The organism is Acidiluteibacter sp. (genome assembly GCF_055129545.1).
This window is the reverse complement of record NZ_JBSRUB010000009.1, coordinates 101,452-125,266: the sequence shown is the minus strand read 5'-3', so window position 1 is coordinate 125,266 and position 23,815 is coordinate 101,452. Positions and strand designations below refer to the sequence as shown.

Below are 23,815 nucleotides of genomic sequence, written 5' to 3'. Positions count from 1 at the left end.
GCCAGTATTACCGATCCCCTTTAACGGCTTTATCGTAATCCGGATGTTCTAAATCATTTATATATTCTTTTGAAATAGATCTACTTAAAAAAATATGTCTATAAGCCTGATAGGTCATTGAATCATAATGTAAAATCGTATTCCTATATTGATTGAATTGAAAAAAATTTAACCCAACAAACGAAACAATTACGACTAAAATTGCTATTCTATACATTTGTTTCCACTTACTTGCATAGCTTATAAATACAGCCAAAGGAATAGACATTACAGGGTATATGTCAATAAGGCTTCGCATTCCATATGAACCACCATACCACCAACACCACCAAGAAAAGGTTATGTAAAAATGAGTTAATACAAATGCTAATAAAGATAAACGGTATTTGTTAATAATCCCATTTTTGATAAAGAGTCCTAATAAAGCCAACGTCATTAGAGGTGTATAAATCAACCAACCATTTCTAAAACTAAACATTCCCTGTAGTATTTTGGGATCATTAAAAAAGAACCCCTCTTCAGAATATGAATAATAAAACCAGTCACCAGTACTGTATTTCCAATACAATAGCTGTGGAATCACAACGATTAATCCACCCAATATGGCGAAAATTACTTGTTTGTAATTCGTCACAAACAAAGCTATCTGATTCTTAAAATCTGAAAAAGAACGCACTCCGAATAGTAGAAAAATTAGAAGAACGGTAATGTTTGTCGGTCGAATTAGAATAATTAAACCTGTGAGCAAACCCAATACAAAGAGGTTCTTTGATGTATTGTTCTTATGCCATTTGATAGAATAATGAAGAAACGCAGCGATAGAAAAGAAACTAAATACATGACTCATCCCCGGTTCATATATCACATAATTAATAATATTGGTTCCTATTGCAATCACTGCTATCGTAATTGCTGTGATCAATTCACTAAAATAGTTGAGCAAAATTTTCCTTAAGAAAACCAAACCTATCAGATAAAAGAGTAGAGAAGTTAACACTATTGATAACCGATAAGGTAGAGTATAACCATTACTTTCATACCCTAATGGCCCTGCAAGTTGATGTGCAACTATAAATAAAGGACAATAGAAGTAAGCCACTCCCATTGACATTTTGAATGTTCGCTCTTGTTCTTCATTAGTTTTAAACCACAATTTTAATTGCAATTCAAAATCCAAATCATCCCAATACATTAATGAAGCATCTTGATAAATGAATATAGCAGGTAAATAACCATAGTAGTTAACTACATCACTATCTATAACTTTGTTTTCATTTCTCCAATACTTTTCAGAAAATACTAAACTAGAGATTACCACAAAACAGATAGCAATACTCAACTGACTGAGTGATATCTTAACCATTAATTTTTGCTTGATTCGATGTCATAATTTAGAAACTCTAAAAGTAATTGAAAAACCAAAATAACCGGCAACGCAGAAAGCATAATTGTTCCTGCTGAAGCTTCGATACCTGAATTTATCCATTTTATTACGCCAAAGATAACCCCAAATATGAATAACAGTAAACCCATGAATAATTGAAGACTTCCGGCATTAAAATCATGAAGAAAGCAGTTATAACCAATTCTTTTTAAGGAACTTATAACATATTGAAGTGGAAATCGGAACATAATTCTACTAATTTTGGAGCTCCTTTCCTCATGTACATACAAGGCATGCAAGGGGTAACCCATCACTCTCGCTTTCAATAGACTTAACCGAAACAACATGTTACTTTCAAAATAATACTGATTATCGATTTTGCCCAACTCTAGTTTATTCAACACATCGATAGGATCCATTAAAGTAGATCCCATTAATCCCTGATTCAATTCAGAATCGATTTGTCCATCACCATCTAGTTTTGCGATAATATCTGCAGAATCATCTCTAATAAATTGCTCGTATCCTTGTTTAAAAGCACTACTTAACCCTGAGTTTTTTTCACTAAAAATAACATATAAACGATTCCAAAAATATGACTGACTGAGGAATTTCCCACTATAATCAAGGCATATGTCGACCAACATATAAATTTGAGAAACCACCTTTTGGATAGAGTTGATTAAATCTAAAATTTGATTTCTGCCTTTATATGCTGGTATAGCTACTACTACTTTCATTTTGAATTATGCTTCAATAAGACTAGAAATTTAATGTAATCTTTTTATCCTTAAGAAATTGAAACAACAATACCAACATAAAAAGTGGGACTAAAAAAACAATTCTCCCTTGGTAACGAGGAATTACATTGGATAGTGTAGCACAAAAGGCTGCATTAAACAACAATGTAAAACCAATCGCAATCAAAAAAAGTAAAGTATCGTGAGTTAATTTTTTATTTCGAATGAACAATACAATTAAAAAGATGGAAATATATAAAAATAGTACTTCTAAAATTGTTTTAAAATGAAAGGTAACAGATCCATAACGAGCCTGCTTTGAATGATCATAGGCGTATAAATCATCAGGAAAATACTTTTCTACTATGCCTCTTAAATCCACATAATTTAATGGTGATTGCTCAATGGTAATTAATTGCTTCAATGTACCTGTAATTGCTAATGCAATAAAATCAGTTCGCAACTCATCATCGGATAAAATATCGGAGATTAAATCTCCATATTCTGCATCTTTTTCTTTCCAACAATTTGCCCAACTCCCTCTCTTCAAACATTCCTCATCATAAATTGGACTACTTGAGTCATATAAATAAGTGCCTGCATCAGGCCAAGTATCAAAAACATCTTTATACTCACACAATGAATTATAAGAAGGAGAGAAATCGCTATTACCACAATTCTTCTGTAAAAATTTACTTGCCAATCCACTCTCAATATACCGTGTGGCGAGTATTATATTATTCGTTCTTGAAATTATAAATCCTGCACCAAACGAGTTATTGATTAAACAGATAGTAAGCAAACTACCACCAAATAGAGACACAATAAACACAAACCGTTTTAAGTGTGCTTTAAATTGTTTTTTGATTAAAAAGTAAATCCCCAAAATAAACAATTGTGCTAAAACCAACGGGATATGAGACAAATGAGTAATTATTGAAACCAGTAGAATGATTGAAATAAAACCGATATGAACTTTTTCATTCTTATCCAAAACAACCAAAAGAAACAGGGACAGAATAGAAATGACTGTAAAAATATCAGCGATAGCCAAACTAGTGTAATAACCAACACCTGTAAATATACTCATCATTAGTCCGATGATAAACAATACAACAAAAGGCTTTTTTGGTTGAACCAATTTATTCACAACCATAAATACCAAATAGTTATATATAATAGATTGAGAAAGAATAACCAACCATACGCTGTATGAAAGGCTAAGGTGACGAACTAACAATCCATAAATAATTGGACGGTCTATTGGAACCTCGCCAGAATGTCCAGAAGCCAAATAAGTGCCTGAGTCAGGAAAAAGCAACGGATAACCATTGCTAAATGCGGGAGCAATAGTAACTAAAACTGTTAGTATAAATAAAACAGTATTTAGTATCGTCCATTTGTTTACATTAATACTCCCGTTCTCAATTTTTTGCTTCTTCATTATCTATTTCAATATAAACCATCATTATAGGTAATCTAACACTTTGTAAAATAAATATTCTTAATAAACATCATTAGATATTATCTCCCGATCATTCCTCCAGTACTTTGTAGAAAATACAATAGAAAAAACTACAGATAAACTCAATACAATACTGATATGGCTCCATGAAACTTTAATCATGAAAAGCTTCTCCTTTTGGAATTGCGGCAATCAACTTTTTGGTATACTCATGCTGTGGAGTGTTATATACTTCATCAGAGAGTCCTATTTCTTCTACTTTCCCTTGATTCATAACTACAATTCTATCCGACATGTATTTCACCACAGACAAATCATGGGAAATAAAAATATAAGTAAACCCTAGATCTCGTTTCAAATCATTTAATAGATTCAATACCTGAGCTTGAACGGAAACATCTAATGCAGAAACAGATTCATCGCAAATGATAAATCTTGGATTTACTGCTAAAGCCCTAGCAATACAGATTCGTTGTCGTTGTCCTCCGCTGAACTCATGTGGATAACGATCGTATATTTCTAGGGTTAGGCCTACTTTAACTAGAAGTTCCTGAACCTTTTCTTTTCGTTCCTTATTGCTTAATCCAATTCCGTGAACTTCCATTGGTTCTTTAATGGCATCGCCGATAGTCATCCTAGGATTCAAGGAAGAATAAGGATCTTGAAATACGATTTGCAATTCCTTTCTGTAAAACCTCATTTTAGTTTCGGTGCATTGAACTAAGTCAATTCCTTTGTACCAAACTTCGCCTGACTTTGGTTTAATTAATTGCAAAATAGTCCTTCCTAAAGTTGTTTTTCCACAGCCAGATTCGCCAACAAGGCCTAGAGTTTCTCCTGGAAAAATGTCAAAACTTACTTGATTTACCGCTTTTAAGACCTCTTTAGTTTTCCCAAAAAAGGTCTTTGAAATAGGAAACTCAACTTGAATATTTTTTAGGCTCAAAATGGGTTCTTGCGCATAAAGAAGCTGTCTCTCTTGGTTTTTTGAAATTTGAGTCACTGTAAGGGCCTCAAATACACTCGAAATCGATTGATCTTTTGATGTTAACTCGCCATTTTCATTGACAAACATAAAATCACTCACGGTTGGTAGTGCTTTTAACACTTTATCAACTGGTGGTCTACAAGCTAACAAACCTTTTGTATATGCATGTTTTGGCGCTACTAATACCTCTTTAACAGACCCTTGTTCTACAATTTTTCCTTTGTACATTACCAATACCCGATCTGCGATTTCTGCAACTACTCCAAGGTCGTGGGTAATAAATATAATCCCCATATTGTGTTTTCGCTGAAGATTTCTAAGTAATTCTAAGATCGACTTCTGAACTGTAACGTCCAATGCAGTAGTAGGCTCATCTGCTATCAAAATTTCAGGATTGCAAGCGATGGCCATTGCTATCATTACACGTTGCTTCTGTCCCCCTGAAATTTGGTGTGGATAAGATTCGTAAATAGCTTCTGGTCGAGGCAACAATACTTCTTTAAATAATTCAATTACCTTCTCTTTGGCTAAAGTATTAGTTAACCCTAAATGAAGTTTTAGGGATTCAGCCACTTGCTCTCCACATTTAAAAACAGGATTCAATGAAGTCATTGGTTCCTGAAAAATCATGGCAATTTTATTTCCACGAAATTTCCTCATTTCACTGTCAGGGAGCTTCAGAAAGTCTATTTCTTGCTGATTTTTTCCATTGAAAATTATTTGTCCTGACTTTATAGTACCCGCTTTTCCAATCAAACCCATAGCTGATAAGGAAGTGACAGATTTACCAGATCCTGACTCTCCAACTATGGCTAAAATTTCACCTTTATTTACTGAAAACGACACATCTAAAACAGCAGTATTCTCCAGTTCTCCTTTGCCAAAAGCAACGGTTAAATTTTTAAAATTTAATAGAGTGTGTTCTAGATTCAAAATTATTTGAGAATTTATTTAACTGTTTCTAAATTCAGTTTGTTAATTTTTACCACATTTAATTTACCATAGTAAATATACTGCCCAAAATCATCGCTATTAAATGTAAAAATACCATTACTGATTGACGAATCATTCTTTAAATAGTTTTTGTAATGTATATTCTGATATTCTAATAGAATGTCACTGATATCCTCTTCAAAATTCACTCGTTCATATTCTGTGTCGTTATAATAATAGATCATTTCATATCCAGGTGCAGTAATATGCAAATTGATCATTTTATCATTCGAATACAATGAAAAATGCCCTTTCTTATCAGTAAAGGTGTTGCTTGCGATCGACCAGTTCTCGACATATCCTCTAATTATTGCGCCTTCAATTGGTTCATGAGTTATACTATCTCTAATATATCCATCTACCCGATAATTTTTATAGCCTACTATATTTTCATAATTATTGTAACATTTACAGTTTCCTTTTGATTTATAATCTAGTAACCCGTTTAACTTTATTGCTGCAGGTTTTACACCACCATAAATCACTTTCGAACTATCTTCTAGATAAGTAGTCCCATTATGATCTAGTAATGCAGTATAGTTGTGTTCGTAATTGTCTCCCCAGTATACATCTTGAAACTGCCACCAACCAAAACCACTAATTCCACAATCAACTGCTCGTTTGTAAGCAGCCTCAATAAAATCGCTTTGTGAACTATACAAAATCGAATCATTATCTGACGGCAATGACGTCTCTGAAATAATTAAGGGTTTGTCTATGTATTTACTCCACCAATAGATCTCATTAGGCACCCGAAGTGGATTGTAAGTATGAAAAGAAACGAAGTCAATAGGCAAAATGGAGGCATCCCACTCAAACACTTCCAAAGGCTCTCCAAAGCCAATGGTTGAAAGCTGGTTTGGAACCAATGAATCAAATAACTTTTTCCAAGTTGTTACCAATTGGAATGCTGATAATTTCGTTCGGGATTGATCCACACCAGGCAATGCATCTGCTTTATCAAAGTAGAGTGGTTCGTTACATAAGTCGTATGCGAAAACGGTATTATTCTCCTTGAATAAAGCATAGGTACTTTTTATAAAATCTATCCTAGAAATCTCTTCTATTGCATTTTGGCGGTGATTTGGTAAAAGCAACATCACTTTCAATTGATGTTTTTTGGCCAATTCTATTGTCTTTTTAACTGCATTCTCAAATTTATAATGATTCGATTCAAACCTGACGCGTTCATAATTTCCTATTCGATCATACAAGTTAATCAACAACTCCCCCGATTCATTGTATTTGTCAGAATTATAACCCACCAATCGAATAGTATTAAATCCCAGTTCACTTAACAATTCAAAATGATTTTCCAGCTGTCCCACCCACTCTTCTTTTGTTGTTCCTACATGAATGTTCAGTGAATCATATTGAACATTTGGAACAGGAATAATTTCCCCATCGACTTCCATAAAATCCAACATATAGTTCATTAAAACTGGAAAAAAAACACTATCATTCATCATGAACTGCTTTCCATCCATGTATACAAAACCTTTATCTTTTGCTTCTTGATTTATACTCGAAGAATCAATTCCGCAACTAACAAGCATGAATAAAAAAGAAAAAAGAAATCCGTTTAAACGTAGCATAAATAGAACTTAACTGTATACAACGGCTTTAGGATTCAACAGATCTTCCCCTTTAAATTTTAGGATTAACTGGGCTATTGCGATCACATCTCTTTGACAATAATCTTTAATTTTTTCTAAATCTTTATCCACCCAATATACATTTGCGACATCACTACCGTCCATTTCTTGTTTGGGTGTAGGAATTCCAAACAATGTAGTGAGAACATCTAGTGAAGTATAATGCTTATAGTCTCCAAATTTCCAAAGTTGTAAAGTATCCAGATGTTGTATTTCCCATGGTTTTCGGCCAGCCGTATCAAGTAAGTATGGAAGCCTAATGCCATTCACCAACATTCTTCTGGCAATATATGGAAAATCAAACTCTTTGCCATTGTGTGCACACAACAAATAGTCTGGGGATTTAAAATGAGTTTTTAATAATTCTGAAAAAGTGGTTAGTAAAGTTTTCTCATCATTATTAACAAAAGATTTAACTCGGAAAGTCTTTTTTCCTTCAACTTCTCTAATTATACCAATTGAAATACAAACAATCTTTCCAAATTCTGCATAAATCCCTGCTCGCTCATAAACCTCATCAGGAGTCTGATCGTCTTTTGAAATAAAACCAGACTTTTTATCCCATAATGACTTCCACTTCTCAGACAATAAGTTATAAGTTGGGAACAAGGGAACAGTTTCAATATCGATAAAAATAATCTTCTCTAACTTAATTTGATCAAGCATATCAATAGTTTAGGAGTAGTTAGTAGTTCTGTAAAGGTAATTGATTTATATAGAATCTAAATCATGAACAATACTTATTTAATCATTACTCCTTGAGTATCTATAACCGGAATATCAGAAAAGTTTTTTTCAGAAACTGTATCAGCATGAAAAATATATTTCTTATCATACATCTTACCATTCATCTGGTAACTAACCCAGAATTGATTGTTTAAGTGAAATACATCCTCCATGATGGATTCTACTTTTGCAAAGCTTGATGGCGGTATATCAGCAATCATATGTCTAAGAATTGATGTTTTAATCTCCTCTCCATCCAAATTTATAAGGTAACCACTAGAACTCACCATGACACTTGTCAAAGGAGATTTATTTTCATTTATTAGATTTACATACCACGATTTCACACCCTCTATTGTTTCGGGAACAATAGCAACGTATACTCCTTCTACCTTAGGAATATCAATATCTTTCTTCATCTAATAGAATTTTTAAACGCGAACGCCGATAACAATTATATCATCAACCTGCTCCTCCTCACCCATCCATGATTTTAGAAATCCATCTAACTTTTCAGATTGCTCACTCATTGGCAAGTCGCTAACCTCTATAAGGAGCTCTCTAAATCGCTTATACATCATTTTTTTACCTTTGGGTCCACCGAATTGATCAGCGTATCCATCTGAGAAAACGTATAATAAATCTCCAGATTTTAACTTGATTTTATTATTGGTAAATGACTCTTCCTTTCCTGGTAAAAATGAACCAATTGGAAATTTGTTGGCCTTTATTTGTTCAATTTCTCCGTCTCTTAGTAAATAGAGCGGATTAAATGCTCCTGCATATTCAAGTTCAAGTGTATTATAATTTAAGGCACAACAAGCTATATCCATTCCATCTTTACTTGATGAACCTTCTTCTTTTTGGTGCAATGTTTCAGAGACTCCTTTATTTAATTCGTCAAGTACAAGAGCAGGACTTTCTCCGTTGGTGCGTTGAAGCGCACTTTTCAAGTTATTGTGTCCTACAATACTCATAAATGCTCCGGGAACACCATGACCTGTACAATCTACAGCAGCAAAAAACACTTTATCTTTAGAGCGTTCCATCCAATAAAAGTCACCACTTACAATATCTTTCGGCTTAAACAGTATGAAAGAATCGGGTAAAAGTTCATTGGTTAAACGCTCAGGTGGTAAGATGGCATCTTGAATCCGTTTCGCATAATTAATACTATCGGTCACCTGAGTATAATACTCCTCTATTTTATGTTTCTGTTCTTCAATTTCTTCCTTTTGTTGGACTACCTCAGCAGTTCTTAATCTTACTTTTTCCTCCAGCATTCGCTCATTTTCAGCCAAATCCTCGCGCATCTTTAACAAGGCATGTCCAAGCTGATCACTATTACTAAGCGGTGTATATACTGAACCGAAATTTCCTGTTCCAATTTCGTTAGCAAAATCTTTGGTTCGTTTTAATCCATCCACCACATTATTCATGGCACGAATCATATCTCCAATTTCATCATTTCCTTCGTTAATTTTTTTCCTTGGAAACACTCCTTTACCCAATCTAACCAAAACTTCTCTAAGGTTTTGAATAGGTTTTACAATACTTCTTGTGGTGTAAATGGCAATCAAAATCCCACCGAGTATTAGAGATAATCCTAAATATTTTACGAGATTCTGCAAATCTTCAAATGACTCTGTCATAAAGTCGATTTGCGACTTTAATTGTTTTCTCTGCAACAATATAAGGTGATCTAACTCATTGAGTAATTTTTTAGATTGAAAATCAATATCTCCACCTTCAGCGAGCATATATCCTGCTAGAAAATCATTCTGTAAATCTCCATAACTCTCAAATGAGTAGAATATATCCTTAAGCTCCTGATATGAGTTAAATAACAATTGGATATCTTCAAAAATTACTTTAATGCTGTCTTTTTCTGAACCAAACTGTTCCCCAAACATCCCATCCAGTCTTACCTTTAACTCAGGGTAAGCGGTGTCCATAATTTGATTTAAACGTAATTTGAAAGGTTCGTCTTCTTTCGGCTCTGAAGGCCATTTTGCGATAAGTGATGTAGACTCTAAAATCATAAATCTCAACTCCTGCAAACTTGCATTTGTTGGACTATAGATATTATTAATTTTATCATTTAGGGTTCTGGATTCAGCAAGCCTAATGTAAGTAGTGACAAATATAATTAATGTAAGAAAAATTAGAATTCCAAAACCGAAACCAATCTTCTTACCAATCGTTACTCTAAAACTCATAATTGCTAATAAGCGGTTGTTTACTTTTCTACTTCCTCTACTTCTTTAAGATTTTGAAGTTCTTGTTTATATGCTTCTGATTTCGCTAAATCATTTAGGCTGTAGTAAATCCCTTGCAAGCCAATTAATGTTTCTTCTCTCTTAGGATTTAAATCATAAGCCTTTTTCATATAAGGTAATGACTTCTTAAAAAGTGCTAGAATTTGATCTTGAATACTATTAAGTTCTTCCAAATCTAAACTGTAATCCATATTATTTACAATGTCTACTCCTTCATTGTAAAATAAAATACCCATATTATAATTTGCACTAATATTATTGGAGTCAACTTTTAGTATTTCTTGATAAAGATTTTTTACCTTCAATAGGTACCCTTTTGGATCTGCAGTGTCAGTTGTAGCCATTTGCGTAAAAGTGGTGGCCAATGCCAATTTAAACTGAATATCCCTTTCACTAAAATCGGATTCTGGTTTCACATAGCTCATGATTTCTTTCGAAAGCTCATAATTAGATATCGCTATTTCATATGATTCCGGATTAAATGAAATTGCAGCGTCGTTATAAATTGTGGTTGCTAAAAATGTCAAATTCTTTTGAGTACTAACACTTATTTCACCACCTTTATCCAGCTCATAGGCTTTCTTAAAAGATTCAACAGCCACCAATCTAGAAGGAGATAATTTATTCTCCGATTCTAACTCTTTGTACATTTCTTTATAGATATTTCCGCGGTAATACCATGTTCTAGAATCGTCTTGAAACAACGTATCAACAATGGCAGCATCTATAAGCTCCTGCGCTTTTACTAATTCTTTATTTTGAAGTGCATAAATAGCATTGAGCAATTTGTTTTGCGCATGCACAACATTGGAGGACCAAAGAAGCAGAAAAGCCAATATATAAAATAGCTTTTTCATAATTATTTAACTACTAGTGCTACGTCTTCTAAACTTTTACTAACCTTAAGGTTATGTTTTTCGACGTTTAACTTATTTAATTCAAATTTTTGTCTATTTGCAACTACAACGAAATTGATTCCAGAACCTTGTTGAGTTAAACCTGGAGCTTCAGTTACAATCAATGTACTTTTCCCTTTCAATTTTTGTACCGCTCCACTCAAATTAGCAGATGCATCGTCAGGAATATAAAGTATATGTATTTTATCATTTATTTCTGATGGGCTTGAATAAACCTGTATTTCGAATTCTTGACTCGCCACCTTTTTGGTTTTTGACATGTCATACAGCACCTTGTAGAGGTTAGATTTATTTCCAAGGATACCTACAACAAAGTTGCCTGACTTATATTCTGACGGCCAGTCGATATACTTCGTAAAGTTGTATAAGAAAGCTGCTTTAATTTTGGCGTTAGTATCCACTTGTGGATTAGACTCCACGAAACTAAAGCCAATGCTGCTTAAAAATAACAGTAATATAATTCTATATTTTTTCAATTTTTATTTATCAACTTCAATTAAACCACTAAAATAACATTTTTTATCAGAAAACTATGCATTTAGCGAAACTCGTGCCAATTATTTTTTTCTAGTTTTAAATAAACTGTTGTTTTTCCTCGATCCACCATTGTTCCCTTTTCTCTTATAATTGCTACCTGATGACTTCAAACGACTTTTCTTAACAGTTCGTTTCATTTTAAATTTACTTTTGCCGTTCTTATTATTTTTATAGGCACCACTACCATTTCTAAAGAGCCTTTTCTGCTTTTTTCGCTTATATTTTTGAAGTGCGCCTCTAGTTCCTCCTTTAAAGGGATTACTGTAATATCCCTTTCTGGATGTTTCATCTTTACCTGTTGATGGATTTCTCTTGGCATTTTTTTGAGCACGACTGGGCGTATGAAATCCTTTATGACAAGAACTTAATCCCAAAGAAATAATTAAAACAAATATAATGGTGTAGCTAAATGAAAATAATTTCACTGGTATTGACAAATTTTTCGCAAAGCTACTAAACAGCTAGTAGAGTATTTAGTAAACTAATATTATTTTCTATCAGGGATGGATAATAATGGAACTGAAGTCCTATTGGCTAGCATTTCAGTATTTGAACCTTGAAATAATCGTTCAAAAAGAGAATGCTTTCTGGCTATCATAGCTAAAAACCCACCTCCACTTTCCAGAAGATATGAAGTTAAACCATCCGCAACTTTCTCCTTTTTAATAAAAACATTTGAGGATTCAATAGGTGACAATGCTGACTTTATTTTATCCAACATTTCTCTTTTAGAATGTGTTATTTCATCAGCGTCACTAGGAAGTACATGTAATATATTTATTTTTTTATTTAATGCTGATGCCATTTTCTTTATCAAATCGAAACCCAATGGATTTTCTATTGGTTCTAAATCTGAAGCAAAGGTAATAGCGTCAAACTTCTGGTAGTCGTAAAATTCAGGAATAGCAAGAACTGGTATTTTAGACGTTTTTATCATACGAGTAGTATTACTTCCAATAAAAAACTCTTCAAAAGCACTCAAACCTTTTGTCCCCATTACAATAACATCTGCTTTTATTTCTGAAGCTACTTGTGGCATTACTGTTTCTAGATCACCTATATTAGAGTAGGTGGTAAGCGTTATATTCTTAAAACGCTCATTCGACTTAACATCTTCTTCAATTTTTTTTAACCCTTTTTCAGAGTCTTCTTTTAATACATCAATTATAGATGTCACTATATTTGATTTAGAATAAGGCAATTCGAAACAATTCAAAACTGTTATTTTTGAGTTGCTAATCAATGCGAATTCTAACGCAAAATCTAAAGCATTCTTTGCGTTCTTAGAAAAATCTGTTAATACTAGTAAATTCATTATCTATGGGTTTTGATCAGTTTGTTTGATATATAATTTAAATCCTTTACCATGAATATTTATTATTTCTATCCCATCATCAGCTTTCAAGTATTTTCTGAGCTTTGTAATGTAAACATCCATACTTCTTGAATTGAAATAATTATCATCTCCCCATATCAGCATCAATGCAGACTTTCTTTCTAAAGTTTTTCCATCACTTTGGGCAAGTAACTTTAATAAATCATTTTCCTTTGAAGTTAACTTTACTTCCTTCCCATTTCTTGACAACACTCGTCTGTCAGAATCAAATTCATAGCTTCCAATATCAAAGCTAGTTTGGTCCTTATCTATCGCTCCAGCATCTTGAGATCTTCTCAAAATGGCTTTAATTCTCAACAATAATACCTCCATACTAAATGGCTTGGTAATATAATCATCTGCCCCTAAAGTAAACCCTTCCATCGTATCTTCCTTCATACTTTTTGCCGTTAAAAAGACAATCGGAATATCAGAATTTAGAGATCTAATTTCTCTCGCTAAGGTAAATCCATCCATCACGGGCATCATTACATCTAAAATACACAAATCAAATGATTGATTCAAAAACTTTTTTAAGCCTCTTTCTCCATCTGTGGCAAGCTCTGTTTCGTACCCTTTAGAATTTAAGTACTCACTTAATAATGTTCCCAAGTTATCATCATCTTCAACTAATAGAATCGTTCCGTTTATTTGCTTCATATCTTATTTTTTAAAAAGAGGAATTGACACTGTAAACTTACTTCCAATTCCTAACTTACTGGAAAAAGTAATGGATCCTCCATGTTTCTCTACAATTTCTTTAACATAATTTAAACCCAGTCCAAAACCTTTTACGTTATGTATGTTTCCTGTGGGCACTCTATAGAACTTTTCAAAAATCTTCTTTTGATCAACCTTTGAAATACCTATTCCACTATCTTCAACAGTTAAACTAATAGTGGCTCCTTTTATTTCAGTGGAAACATGAATTTCCGGTTTTTCTTTAGAATATTTTATTGCATTGTCTAGCAAATTAAATACCAAATTTGTAATTAACACTTTATCTGCTAAAATCAAATCATCTCCTGCATCAAAAGAAGATGTAATAATGCCGCCCCTACTCTTCACTTGAATCTCAATACTTCTTATGACATCTTCAATTAAAAAGTTAAACTTCACTTTCTTTAATTTAAGCTCAAAGTCACCAGAATCCCATATTGCACTTTTCAATACATTCTCCACCAATAATGCCAATCGACTATTTTCCTGACCAATCATACGAACATAATTTGTTCTTCTTTTCTCATCGGCCCCCAACTCGCCATCAGACAATGCCTCACATGCTAAAGAAATGGTTGAAATTGGTGTTTTTAATTCATGGGTCATATTGTTAATGAAATCATTCTTAATGATTGAAATACGTTTTTGTTGAAAGATTGTCCTCAATGCAAAATAAAATATCCCAATTAAAATAGAAATCAGAATTATGGAAGCTACCAGGATTTGCCACACTTTTTTCAACAGATATTTGGATCTATTGGGGAATAAAATCAACAAAGCATCCGTTTCCATTAAATAATCATTTGGAAATAGATCGATCCTATAATGAGTTTCTAATAGGTCCGCTGCCCATTCGTTATCTGAATTCGCTAGCAATTCTCTATTCTTTGCGCTATAAATATCAATTATCGCTTCTGCTCGAATGCCCCTTAGCTTTAATTCATTTCGAACAATAGTATCTAACATATTGATATTAATCCGCTCAACAGCACTTTTATTGATGCTAATAAATGCCAATTCATTGACAATATCATTTACCAAAACCGACTTATTTTTAATCTGATCTGCTGTCAAGCCTTTATTAACTGAACTCGCATTTTCGTCGGATCGAAGCACTCTTTTTTGAGTTTTACGAATAATAAAGGTATTAGAATCTTTAAAAGATGGGCCAGGAAATTCAATTTTAAACTGTTCTCTATTAGGATTTCGTCCGGAAGAATCAAGGCTTATTATGGGACTACTAAAGCCATTTTGTTGAGCTACTTCTTCTCCCATATCTTGGAGATAGAGACTTAAATCAGATGAGTTAGATTGATTAAATTTCTTACTTACTTGAGTGATTGCTTCCTTTTTCTCTAATCGAAAAATAGCTTGTTCTAAGCTCTCCATCACTGCTTGGTCAAACTTCTCTCGCCGCAATTCTATGGCATTATTAATCCAATACAATTGAATCAACAATATCCCAAACAACACCACAGAGGTCACTGAAATCAACAGAAGAAAGTTCGATTTTTTCACAAGGACGAAGTTAAATATCCAATTGTCAATATCGCTGGTGTTTAACTTTAATTAACACGCCTTAACGCTTGCTTAACAATTCATTATAAAAGTTAGGATTAACTTGGCATTGTCCAATAAAAAATGGACAACAACATATTGAATTTATGTTAAATCAAAACTACAGTTAAAAGGCACCTTTGGTGCCTTTTTGTTTTTTAACCTCCTTATTTATTACATTTACTTTTAATAAAAAAGGAGATATGAAGCAGCTTCAGAACTATATAAACGGTGTATTGGTTTCACCATTAAGCAATAAATATTTAGATAATTACAATCCATCAACTGGTCATGTTTATTCTAAAATTCCAGATTCGGATCACAGAGATGTACAGCTCGCAGTAGATGCCGCGAAAGCAGCTTTTGAAGGTTGGAGCAATACATCGAAAGACGAGCGGTCATTAATTTTATATAAAATTTCCACTTTAATCGAACAAAATTTAGATCGATTAGCAGAAGCAGAATCTACAGATAATGGCAAACCTTTAAGCTTGGCCAAAAGAGTTGATATTCCGAGAGCAGCGCACAACTTCAGATTCTACGCAACAGCTATTTTGCATTTTAGCTCCGAGTCTCATAGCATGGAAAACAATGCGGTAAACTATACTCACAGAGACCCTGTGGGTGTCGCCGGTTGTATTTCACCATGGAATTTACCACTTTATTTATTTAGTTGGAAAATAGCACCTGCAATTGCTGCCGGAAATTGTGTTGTTGCCAAACCGTCTGAAATTACTCCAATGACAGCATTTTTACTTTCTGAGATTTGTATAGAAGCTGGACTTCCAAAAGGTGTGTTAAATATTGTGCATGGTTTAGGCCCTAAGGTAGGAGAAGCAATCGTGTCACACCCTGACATCCCATTAATTTCTTTTACAGGAGGAACGCAAACTGGAAAACACATTGCACAAGTCGCAGCACCAATGTTTAAGAAGTTATCGTTAGAATTAGGTGGAAAAAATCCAACCATCATCTTTGATGATTGTGATTTTGAAAAAATGTTAACCACTGTAGTTTCATCTTCATTTGATAATCAAGGACAAATTTGCTTATGTGGTTCTAGAATATTTATCCAAGATAATCTTTATAATAAATTTAAAACTGAATTCATTAAGAGAGTAAACAATCTTAAAGTAGGAGATCCAAAATCAGCGGAAACGAACATGGGAGCATTGGTTTCAGAAGCTCATTTGAATAAAGTACTTTCTTATGTAACACTTGCAAAAGAAGAGGGAGGCACAATTTTGACGGGCGGAAATAGAGTTTACTTAGCAGAAAGTTTAAAAGATGGATGGTATATGGAGCCCACTGTTATTGAAGGGTTGGATTATCAGTGCAGAACAAATCAAGAAGAAATTTTTGGTCCCGTAGTGACTATCACCCCATTCTCAACAATGGATGAAGTGTTGAAAATGGCAAACAGCACAAAGTATGGTTTAGCAAGTAGTGTTTGGACATCAGACATTAATAAAGCAACTCATGTTTCTAGAAAAATTCATGCTGGAATTGTATGGATAAACTGCTGGTTATTGAGAGATTTAAGAACCCCTTTTGGTGGTGTAAAACAAAGTGGAGTTGGAAGAGAAGGGGGAAATGAAGCTTTACAATTTTTTACTGAACCTAAAAATGTTTGTATAAAGTACAATTAAATAACCCGACTTTAAAATGACAACCCTCTACAAAAACTCTCTTCGATTTACTGGTTTAATTTTATTACTATTTTGTATTCAAACAACTTGTATTTCACAAACCTCACTGGCTGTTGACAAAGGTGGAAAGGTAAAAAGAATTCATTTTTATACAGGCTATTACATCATAGTGAAAGTGAAAGAAGAGAAAGAGGTAATTAAGGGCTATATAGGAAATATAGAAGATTCAGCAATCGTATTGGAAGGTAGAAGAATTAAGTTAAATCAAATCGATTATATTATAAACCCTAATGGACCATATATTTGGAGATTGTTGAGTCAGCTAGGCATAAAAGGGGGTATTGTTTATTTTACTTTAGATGCCGGAAATAGATTAATAAGTAATGACCGCCCTATTGTAGACGACAAAACACTGAAAGTCGTTATTCCATTTTTAACTGTAGGAGTAATTGCCACATTATTAAAAAATAAGAAATACAAAAACGACGGAACTAACATTAAGATAGTGAAGTTGTAGCTTCAGGTATTTTTAAGTTTTGAACATAGAAGGTGTTAATAGTAATACCAACTTTAGATTGAGGCTTTAAACATTTAGAATACATTTGTTACAAACACATAAGAATGAACATTAAATCACTAATTGTACTGTTTTTTCTATCTCTATCAATTTCTAGCTTTAGTCAGTCAATTGATAAGGAGTTTCAAATGAAATTTAATCAAGCGAAGACTCACCTTTCACATCGGAAGATGATGAAAGCCTTACCAATATTATACAATCTATATCAATTAGATAGCACAAACTCAAACATAAATTATCTAATTGGCGTATGTTTCGTTGAAGGAGAAATAATAACAGAACGCTCTATTTTTCACCTTAAAAAAGCGATTAAAGATGCTTCAGCAAAGTATGATTCTGATAGTCATGAGGAGAAAAATGCGCCCATTTATGTGCACTATTACTTGTCAATTGCCTACAGTCAAAATAAAAAGTGTGATTTAGCCATAACTACTCGAGAAAATTTCATGGAAATTTATACCTATGATGATCAATATTATCCCAGGGAATCTCAACGTTGGTTAGACAAATGTAAAGTTGAAGAAGAGTTGGTTCCTGCTGATCTTGAATTTTTAGTCGTTGAGGAAGTGTTACCGATAGATAAAAATAAGACTGAAGAAGATGCAGAATACTCATTGCCCTTATTGTCATTTCAATCTGTAAAGAAAGAAGTACCAGTTCAAGAAATAAAAGGTAGCGAACCAGTTAAACCATCTAGCTTTGTTACAAAAGAAATAGAATATACTACAAATATGCCACTTTATGGCATACAAGTGGGAGCTTTCAAAGAAATGATGCCTGTCCTTCGCTATCCAGATTTAAAAAATGTAGATGCATTTGTCGATTCTACAGGCTGGGTTCGTTATGTTGTGGGTCATTTCTCCTATCGCTCTCAAGCTGAATCTTTGAAAAAAGTGATTATTGATGCAGGCTATCCTGATGTTTTTATAGTTGATGTAAATAAGGACAAAAAATACGCTGAAAATGTTATTAGCATAGACAATATTAGTTTAAAATCTACCATAACCGGAAAGATTGAATTTAGGGTACAGCTTGGCGCATTCAAAGAGGAAATTCCTACTGAAATAGCTGAAAACTATCTAAAAATAAGCCATCTGGAACAGTATACAATTAATAACATCACATATTTGTCATCGGTGGGATTCCCAACCTATTCACAAGCAATACAAGCTAAAGATCAATATGTTAAAATTGGAGTTTCCGATGCATTCATTGTTGCTTTTAATAAAAAGAAAAAGATTCCTTTGATAGATGCATTAAATTATACTCACGAGAATCCTGCAAATAACCTACAATAAACATGAACTACCGTACACTTTTATCAATCTGTCTTTTATTTTCAACTTCAGTAATTTGCCAAAATAGCAGTGATGAGGAAAAAATGTTTATTCAGTCGAGACAATTATTAGCGATGCGTCAAATCGAAGAAGCCATTCCTAGTTTGGAGACGTTGTATAATCTGAATCCTGAAAATGCCAACTATAACTTTCTATTAGGTGCAGCTTATCGAGAATTAGGAAAGAACAGAGCTTCTGCTATTTTCCACTTACAAAAAGCCGCGTCAAACATTACTGAAAAGTATGACGCATCAACTTATAGAGAGGATAAAGCACCCATACTAACTTATTACTATTTAGCTACTGCACAAGTAGATAATGACCAATGTGTTGATGCAGAAAAATCACTAGCAGAACTAAAAAAATATGGTGATCAAGTAGACGGTTACTTCATTCGAGAAATAGAAAGAAACTTAAGTAAATGCGATTATGAAGCTGTTCCAGAAGTGGTGAAAGAAGAAGACCTACCGATTGCTGAATTAGTGGTAGCTCCAAAAGTAGAAGTGAAGAAAGAAGTAAAACCAAATGAACCAGTTGAGAAAAAAGATCCAATGGTTGGAATGGTTACAAAAACGATCAGCTACACTACAAAATCTCCATTATGGGGAGTTCAAATTGGTGCATTTAGCGAAGTTATTCCTACAAGCAGATTTGATAATATTAAAAATGTAGATGCTTTTGTTGACAAGAAGGGATTAATCCGATATGTAGTTGGTCACTTTTCATACAAGCAACAAGCGGAATCTTTACTTGAAGTGATTAAAGAAAGTGGTATACCTGATGCTTTCATTGTAGACGTAAATGACAATACAAAGTTTAACGAATCAATAGTTAGCGTTAACAACATCAATATTAAAAGTGGTATTGTTGGCAAAGTGTCGTTCAAGGTGCAAGTTGGTGCTTTTCAAAAAGAGATCCCTCAAGAATTAGCGAATAAATACCTGACGGTTGACAACATTCAAGAAGTAAATTACGAAGGATTAACATTGCTGCTTGTGGGAAATTATGGAAGTTATGATGAAGCACTTAAACTTAAAGACCAATTGGTTAATGAAGGTGTAAAAGAAGCATTTATTGTAGCTTTCAACAATGGTAATAAAATCCCAATAAAAGAAGCAAAAGAACATTCAAAAAAGTAGTTTTCCCGACAAAACTACCTTCTTAATACTATTTTGACCTTTTTAATCTAAAGATTTTAAATCTTTATCTTTAGTATTACGTATTTAATAATATTAATAAAGTAATAATTGGGAAATATAATCCACCAAATATTTCAGAATAGAAGTACTAGAATTTTAATTCTACTCTTTTCTTCCATGCTATTCATTTCAGGATACTTTATTGTATCGTCCTACTTTTCCCAACTTAATCTGCATAAAGAGCGAGAACTTAATAAACTTGATGCGATTGTTTCTACTTTGGCTTCCCAAGTTGATGAAAAACAGCTTAGTTACCTTTTTGATCATTATCCTTCCAAAAATGACATAGCTTCAAATGATCAAGATGCAGTATATAAAGAAATTCATACGCTATTACTTGGTGCAAAGCTTGGTAATGAATTAAAAACTGACATTTATACTATCACTCTGTACGACAGTTCTTTTTATTTTGGTGTGAGTAGCTCTCTTGCCCCCTACTTTAGACATCAATACATGCAATTTCCTAGAGAACTCATTTCATTATATGACAAAGGGGGAAGTTTAGATTTTTATGAGAGTGAAAATGGAACTTGGCTCTCAGCGAATGCACCGATAAAAAACAATGAAGGCAAGACCATTGCTTTGATTCAAGCAGATCAACGATTTGACGACTTTATTGCTGAAGCAAAAAGCAAGATATTCATTAATATCTCTATATCATTGGTAATTTTTACAATCATCGTACTTATCATGATTAGTGCCTTGAAAAAGATTCTTAGAAAAGAAGATGAACTGAAAGAAAAGCTTGTGCTCTCCAAATTTCAATTGGAGCGAAAAAATAAGGAAACTGCCGATAGTATTAGATATGCTAAACGAATTCAAGAGTCGATACTTCCAATTAAAGAGGATATTATAAAAACACTGGAGCAGTCATTTATTCTCTATCTTCCAAAAGACATTGTAAGTGGAGACTTCTATTGGTATAAAAAAATTGAAAGTAGAGTACTGATAGCTGCAGTAGATTGCACAGGACACGGGGTGCCTGGAGCACTTATGAGCATGATTGGAAACACTCTACTTAATGATATAGCCTCAAAAGGAAAAGACTTAAGCACAAGTGCTATTCTTAATTACTTAAATAAAGGAGTTGTGCGGACGTTAAAACAAAAAGGAATCAACTCCATTTCCAATGATGGAATGGACATCGCACTTTGTTCAATCAATTTTATAGATAATATCCTGGAATTTTCGGGCGCTCAACGTCCATTATATTTGGTAAGAAATGACGAATTAACCATAATTAAAGGTGATGCCCTTTCGATCGGTGGTGATTTTTTAGACCAAAGAAAACAATTCAGCAGCCATGAAATTCCATTGAAAAAGGGCGATACCATTTATCTTTTTTCAGATGGTTACCCAGATCAGTTTGGAGGTGATCGAAACAAAAAGTACCTCGTTGGACGATTTAAAAAATTCTTACACTCCATTCAACAACATACAATGGATAAGCAAGAAACACTTCTAAAAAGAGAGCTAATAGATTGGATGGGAGACGAGGAACAAGTAGACGATATTCTAGTCATAGGATTTAGAGTATAATCAAATACCCTTAAGAATCTATAAGTTACACCTTTTCTCTAATTTTAGAGTTTGCCAAAAAAAATAAGCTACCTGATTATTCAGATAGCCTATTTTATTTTAACTAAATTCTTTTTTATTGAATAGCTACTTCAATAGCATTCAGTACATCCTTTGTACCTCTTGTGACAAACACAACAACTTTCATGTCAGCAGTAACCACGGGGCCTCCACCATCAGGACCTGAACCATTATAGTCAGCAGGAATAGTATAGTTGTAGGTTCTTCTTACAAAGTGATCCTTTTCAGTTGAGGTGGTAACAGTTTCACCCCATTGACCAGTAATAAAATCTCTTAGGACATGATTTTGAATGTATCCAGGTTGGCCTGTGTTTGGACCACCAACTATTGATTGGTTAGAAGAAATCCCAGATTGTAACAAAGCCACATTAATAGAGTTACCAGCAGCTTCTGTTGCTGTGTAATACAAGTCTACATCTACGGTTAAGTTAGAACCAACTAATTTAGCTTTAGCTCCAATGTTAACCGGTGCATTTAAGTTAGCTGCTGCATTTGCAGCATTGGACCATTCACCTCTGCCCATAGCCATACCATTATCAGCAGGTTTTTGCGCAGTAGAACCAAGATCACCAGCTGGTAACCTATTCATTTGTCCAGCAGGATATCCAGAAACTTTAGATTGATCTATTAATGCTTGAGCAAATGCAGTATTAAAATCCATCCATCCAGGAGCAGGCGTTGCATAAGTACCTCCATGTACAGCCATTACAATAAATTTAGATCCCATCGTGTTCTTAATATTTACAGCTACATCATGTCCTGCAGGACAATATTGGCATCTAACTCCTGTAAAATCTTCTAATAATGCGACTCTTTTATTAACAGTTGTAGCTGCCATAAAACCTGCAGGTGGCTGTCCCCCTCCACTTGAAGTAGTGTCACCACCTCCACCACCATTGGTAGTATCGGTTATGGTGGTATCATTTCCTCCCGGAATAACAGGCACTTCTAGGTATTTAGGGTTTGGAGTCAAAGCGCCCTCTTTTTCGCAGCTAGCAAAGCCAATTGCTAAACCTAACGAAAGCATAATTAGTATTTTATTTGTTTTCATAATTTTTATAGATTACATTTTGTAATTAAATTCCAATTTATTAGGCGCCTAATTTAAGAATAATTAAGAGAACACTTACAAAAATTAACTTAATAATGATACTTCTGTTGTAAATTATACAATGAATTTTTATAAGCGAATAGAAATGTTATAAATTTGAGAAGTGAAAAAGCAACTACAACGTTATGCCAAAATAATTACATTCATCTTTGGAATCATATCATTGATACTGGTTTTTTTGAGTTTTACTAGCATACCTTACATCGCTTACCATCAACTAGCTGCTACCGATTATGAATTAAATTCTAACCCTACACACATAGTGCTTCTAAGTGGAAATGGCATGCCAAGCCCTGATGCATTGATAAAAGCCTATTATGGAGCAGAATCTGCAATAGAGTTTCCTAATAGTAAGGTAATTATAGCATTACCGAATGATTCAAAAGGTAGTTATAAGTCCCTAAAATTAATGGCTAAAGAAATCATCAATAAAGGGGTAGATTCAAGTAGAATTTCATTTGAGCCAACAGGATATAACACTTATACACAGATAAAAGCCATTTCAAAAACAATTACACAAAATACATCCATTTTAATTATCACGAATCCAGAACATATGTTACGGAGTATTAAAACCTTTAATAAGTTGGGATACAATAATGTTGGAAGCTTGCCGGCATTTGAAACTCCGAATGAAGAACGCTCTTTACGAAATAGTTCAGAGGCTAAAACACAGATTAAAAACGTCAACTTACGTTACAATGTTTGGAGCTACCTTCAATATGAGATTAGAGTGATAAGAGAATATTGCGCCATTGCCTACTATTGGATAAAAGGGTGGATATAAATATCCAATCATACTTTCAACCCATTAACAAAGAAAAATATAGTTAAAAAAAAAAACGACATTGAATTAACAACATCGTTTTTCGTGGAGAATATCGGAGTCGAACCGATGACCTCTACACTGCCAGCGTAGCGCTCTAGCCAGCTGAGCTAATCCCCCATAGGGTTTCCAAAAGTAACTAATAATTTGAATCCATTTTTATTCCATCGTAATTTTGTAT

General features: G+C 33.5%; 21 protein-coding genes and 1 tRNA gene. 6 read left to right on the top strand and 16 right to left on the bottom strand.

Features of this window, described 5'->3' with window-relative positions; translation table 11 throughout:
* Positions 1–7: 7 nt before the first annotated feature.
* The 14 genes from ACTB0X_RS04230 to ACTB0X_RS04165 form a co-directional block, all read right to left on the bottom strand.
* Positions 8–1,363, bottom strand: a complete 1,356-nt coding sequence (locus ACTB0X_RS04230; protein WP_463023745.1) for a hypothetical protein — start codon at positions 1,361–1,363, stop codon at positions 8–10.
* Positions 1,363–2,124, bottom strand: coding sequence for a hypothetical protein (locus ACTB0X_RS04225; RefSeq protein ID WP_463023744.1), 762 nt, complete (start codon positions 2,122–2,124; stop codon positions 1,363–1,365). The genes ACTB0X_RS04230 and ACTB0X_RS04225 overlap by 1 nt, the downstream gene beginning before the upstream one ends.
* 22 nt (positions 2,125–2,146) lie before the next feature.
* Entirely contained in the window at positions 2,147–3,568 is a 1,422-nt protein-coding gene (locus ACTB0X_RS04220; RefSeq protein WP_463023743.1) for a hypothetical protein, read from the bottom strand.
* 175 nt (positions 3,569–3,743) lie between these two features.
* Positions 3,744–5,510 (bottom strand): ABC transporter ATP-binding protein, encoded by a 1,767-nt coding sequence (locus ACTB0X_RS04215; protein WP_463023742.1) that lies wholly within the window; start codon positions 5,508–5,510, stop codon positions 3,744–3,746.
* Between the two features lie 14 nt (positions 5,511–5,524).
* The gene (locus ACTB0X_RS04210) at positions 5,525–7,165 is read right to left on the bottom strand and encodes a glycoside hydrolase 5 family protein (protein WP_463023741.1); all 1,641 of its coding nucleotides are present in this window, start codon (positions 7,163–7,165) and stop codon (positions 5,525–5,527) included.
* Between the two features lie 9 nt (positions 7,166–7,174).
* Complete coding sequence (locus ACTB0X_RS04205) at positions 7,175–7,891, bottom strand: 3'-5' exonuclease (protein WP_463023740.1); 717 nt, start codon at positions 7,889–7,891, stop codon at positions 7,175–7,177.
* A gap of 74 nt (positions 7,892–7,965) precedes the next feature.
* A complete protein-coding gene (locus tag ACTB0X_RS04200; RefSeq protein WP_463023739.1) occupies positions 7,966–8,370 on the bottom strand; it encodes a hypothetical protein in 405 nt (134 codons plus the stop codon).
* Positions 8,371–8,382: 12 nt separating this feature from the next.
* Positions 8,383–10,170, bottom strand: a complete 1,788-nt coding sequence (locus ACTB0X_RS04195) for a SpoIIE family protein phosphatase (RefSeq protein ID WP_463023738.1) — start codon at positions 10,168–10,170, stop codon at positions 8,383–8,385.
* A 20-nt stretch (positions 10,171–10,190) separates the two neighbouring features.
* A complete protein-coding gene (locus ACTB0X_RS04190) occupies positions 10,191–11,087 on the bottom strand; it encodes a hypothetical protein (protein WP_463023737.1) in 897 nt (298 codons plus the stop codon).
* 2 nt (positions 11,088–11,089) lie between these two features.
* Positions 11,090–11,623, bottom strand: coding sequence for a YfiR family protein (locus ACTB0X_RS04185; protein ID WP_463023736.1), 534 nt, complete (start codon positions 11,621–11,623; stop codon positions 11,090–11,092).
* Positions 11,624–11,704: 81 nt separating this feature from the next.
* The gene (locus ACTB0X_RS04180; protein ID WP_463023735.1) at positions 11,705–12,109 is read right to left on the bottom strand and encodes a hypothetical protein; all 405 of its coding nucleotides are present in this window, start codon (positions 12,107–12,109) and stop codon (positions 11,705–11,707) included.
* Between the two features lie 62 nt (positions 12,110–12,171).
* On the bottom strand, positions 12,172–12,999 hold the full coding sequence (locus tag ACTB0X_RS04175; RefSeq protein ID WP_463023734.1) for a universal stress protein: 828 nt from the start codon (positions 12,997–12,999) through the stop codon (positions 12,172–12,174).
* 3 nt (positions 13,000–13,002) lie between these two features.
* On the bottom strand, positions 13,003–13,719 hold the full coding sequence (locus tag ACTB0X_RS04170) for a response regulator transcription factor (RefSeq protein WP_463023733.1): 717 nt from the start codon (positions 13,717–13,719) through the stop codon (positions 13,003–13,005).
* 3 nt (positions 13,720–13,722) lie between these two features.
* Positions 13,723–15,297, bottom strand: coding sequence for a sensor histidine kinase (locus ACTB0X_RS04165; protein WP_463023732.1), 1,575 nt, complete (start codon positions 15,295–15,297; stop codon positions 13,723–13,725).
* Positions 15,298–15,539: 242 nt separating this feature from the next.
* Here ACTB0X_RS04165 and ACTB0X_RS04160 point away from each other — a divergent pair, with 242 nt between their 5' ends.
* The 5 genes from ACTB0X_RS04160 to ACTB0X_RS04140 all read left to right on the top strand — a co-directional run bounded on the left by ACTB0X_RS04160 (position 15,540) and on the right by ACTB0X_RS04140 (position 21,637).
* A complete protein-coding gene (locus tag ACTB0X_RS04160; protein ID WP_463023731.1) occupies positions 15,540–16,985 on the top strand; it encodes an aldehyde dehydrogenase in 1,446 nt (481 codons plus the stop codon).
* A 16-nt stretch (positions 16,986–17,001) separates the two neighbouring features.
* On the top strand, positions 17,002–17,502 hold the full coding sequence (locus ACTB0X_RS04155; RefSeq protein WP_463023730.1) for a hypothetical protein: 501 nt from the start codon (positions 17,002–17,004) through the stop codon (positions 17,500–17,502).
* 104 nt (positions 17,503–17,606) lie between these two features.
* Positions 17,607–18,860 (top strand): SPOR domain-containing protein, encoded by a 1,254-nt coding sequence (locus ACTB0X_RS04150; protein ID WP_463023729.1) that lies wholly within the window; start codon positions 17,607–17,609, stop codon positions 18,858–18,860.
* A 2-nt stretch (positions 18,861–18,862) separates the two neighbouring features.
* Entirely contained in the window at positions 18,863–20,038 is a 1,176-nt protein-coding gene (locus ACTB0X_RS04145; protein ID WP_463023728.1) for an SPOR domain-containing protein, read from the top strand.
* A 108-nt stretch (positions 20,039–20,146) separates the two neighbouring features.
* On the top strand, positions 20,147–21,637 hold the full coding sequence (locus ACTB0X_RS04140; protein ID WP_463023727.1) for a PP2C family protein-serine/threonine phosphatase: 1,491 nt from the start codon (positions 20,147–20,149) through the stop codon (positions 21,635–21,637).
* Positions 21,638–21,752: 115 nt separating this feature from the next.
* On the opposite strand, the gene ACTB0X_RS04135 is transcribed toward ACTB0X_RS04140, so the two are convergent.
* Positions 21,753–22,748: an Omp28-related outer membrane protein gene (locus ACTB0X_RS04135; RefSeq protein ID WP_463023726.1), complete on the bottom strand. Its 996-nt coding sequence runs from the start codon at positions 22,746–22,748 to the stop codon at positions 21,753–21,755.
* A gap of 163 nt (positions 22,749–22,911) precedes the next feature.
* On the opposite strand from ACTB0X_RS04135, the gene ACTB0X_RS04130 reads away from it, so the two are divergent.
* Positions 22,912–23,595 (top strand): YdcF family protein, encoded by a 684-nt coding sequence (locus tag ACTB0X_RS04130; protein WP_463023725.1) that lies wholly within the window; start codon positions 22,912–22,914, stop codon positions 23,593–23,595.
* A gap of 85 nt (positions 23,596–23,680) precedes the next feature.
* On the opposite strand, the gene ACTB0X_RS04125 is transcribed toward ACTB0X_RS04130, so the two are convergent.
* A tRNA-Ala gene (locus tag ACTB0X_RS04125) sits at positions 23,681–23,754 on the bottom strand.
* Positions 23,755–23,815: the final 61 nt, after the last annotated feature.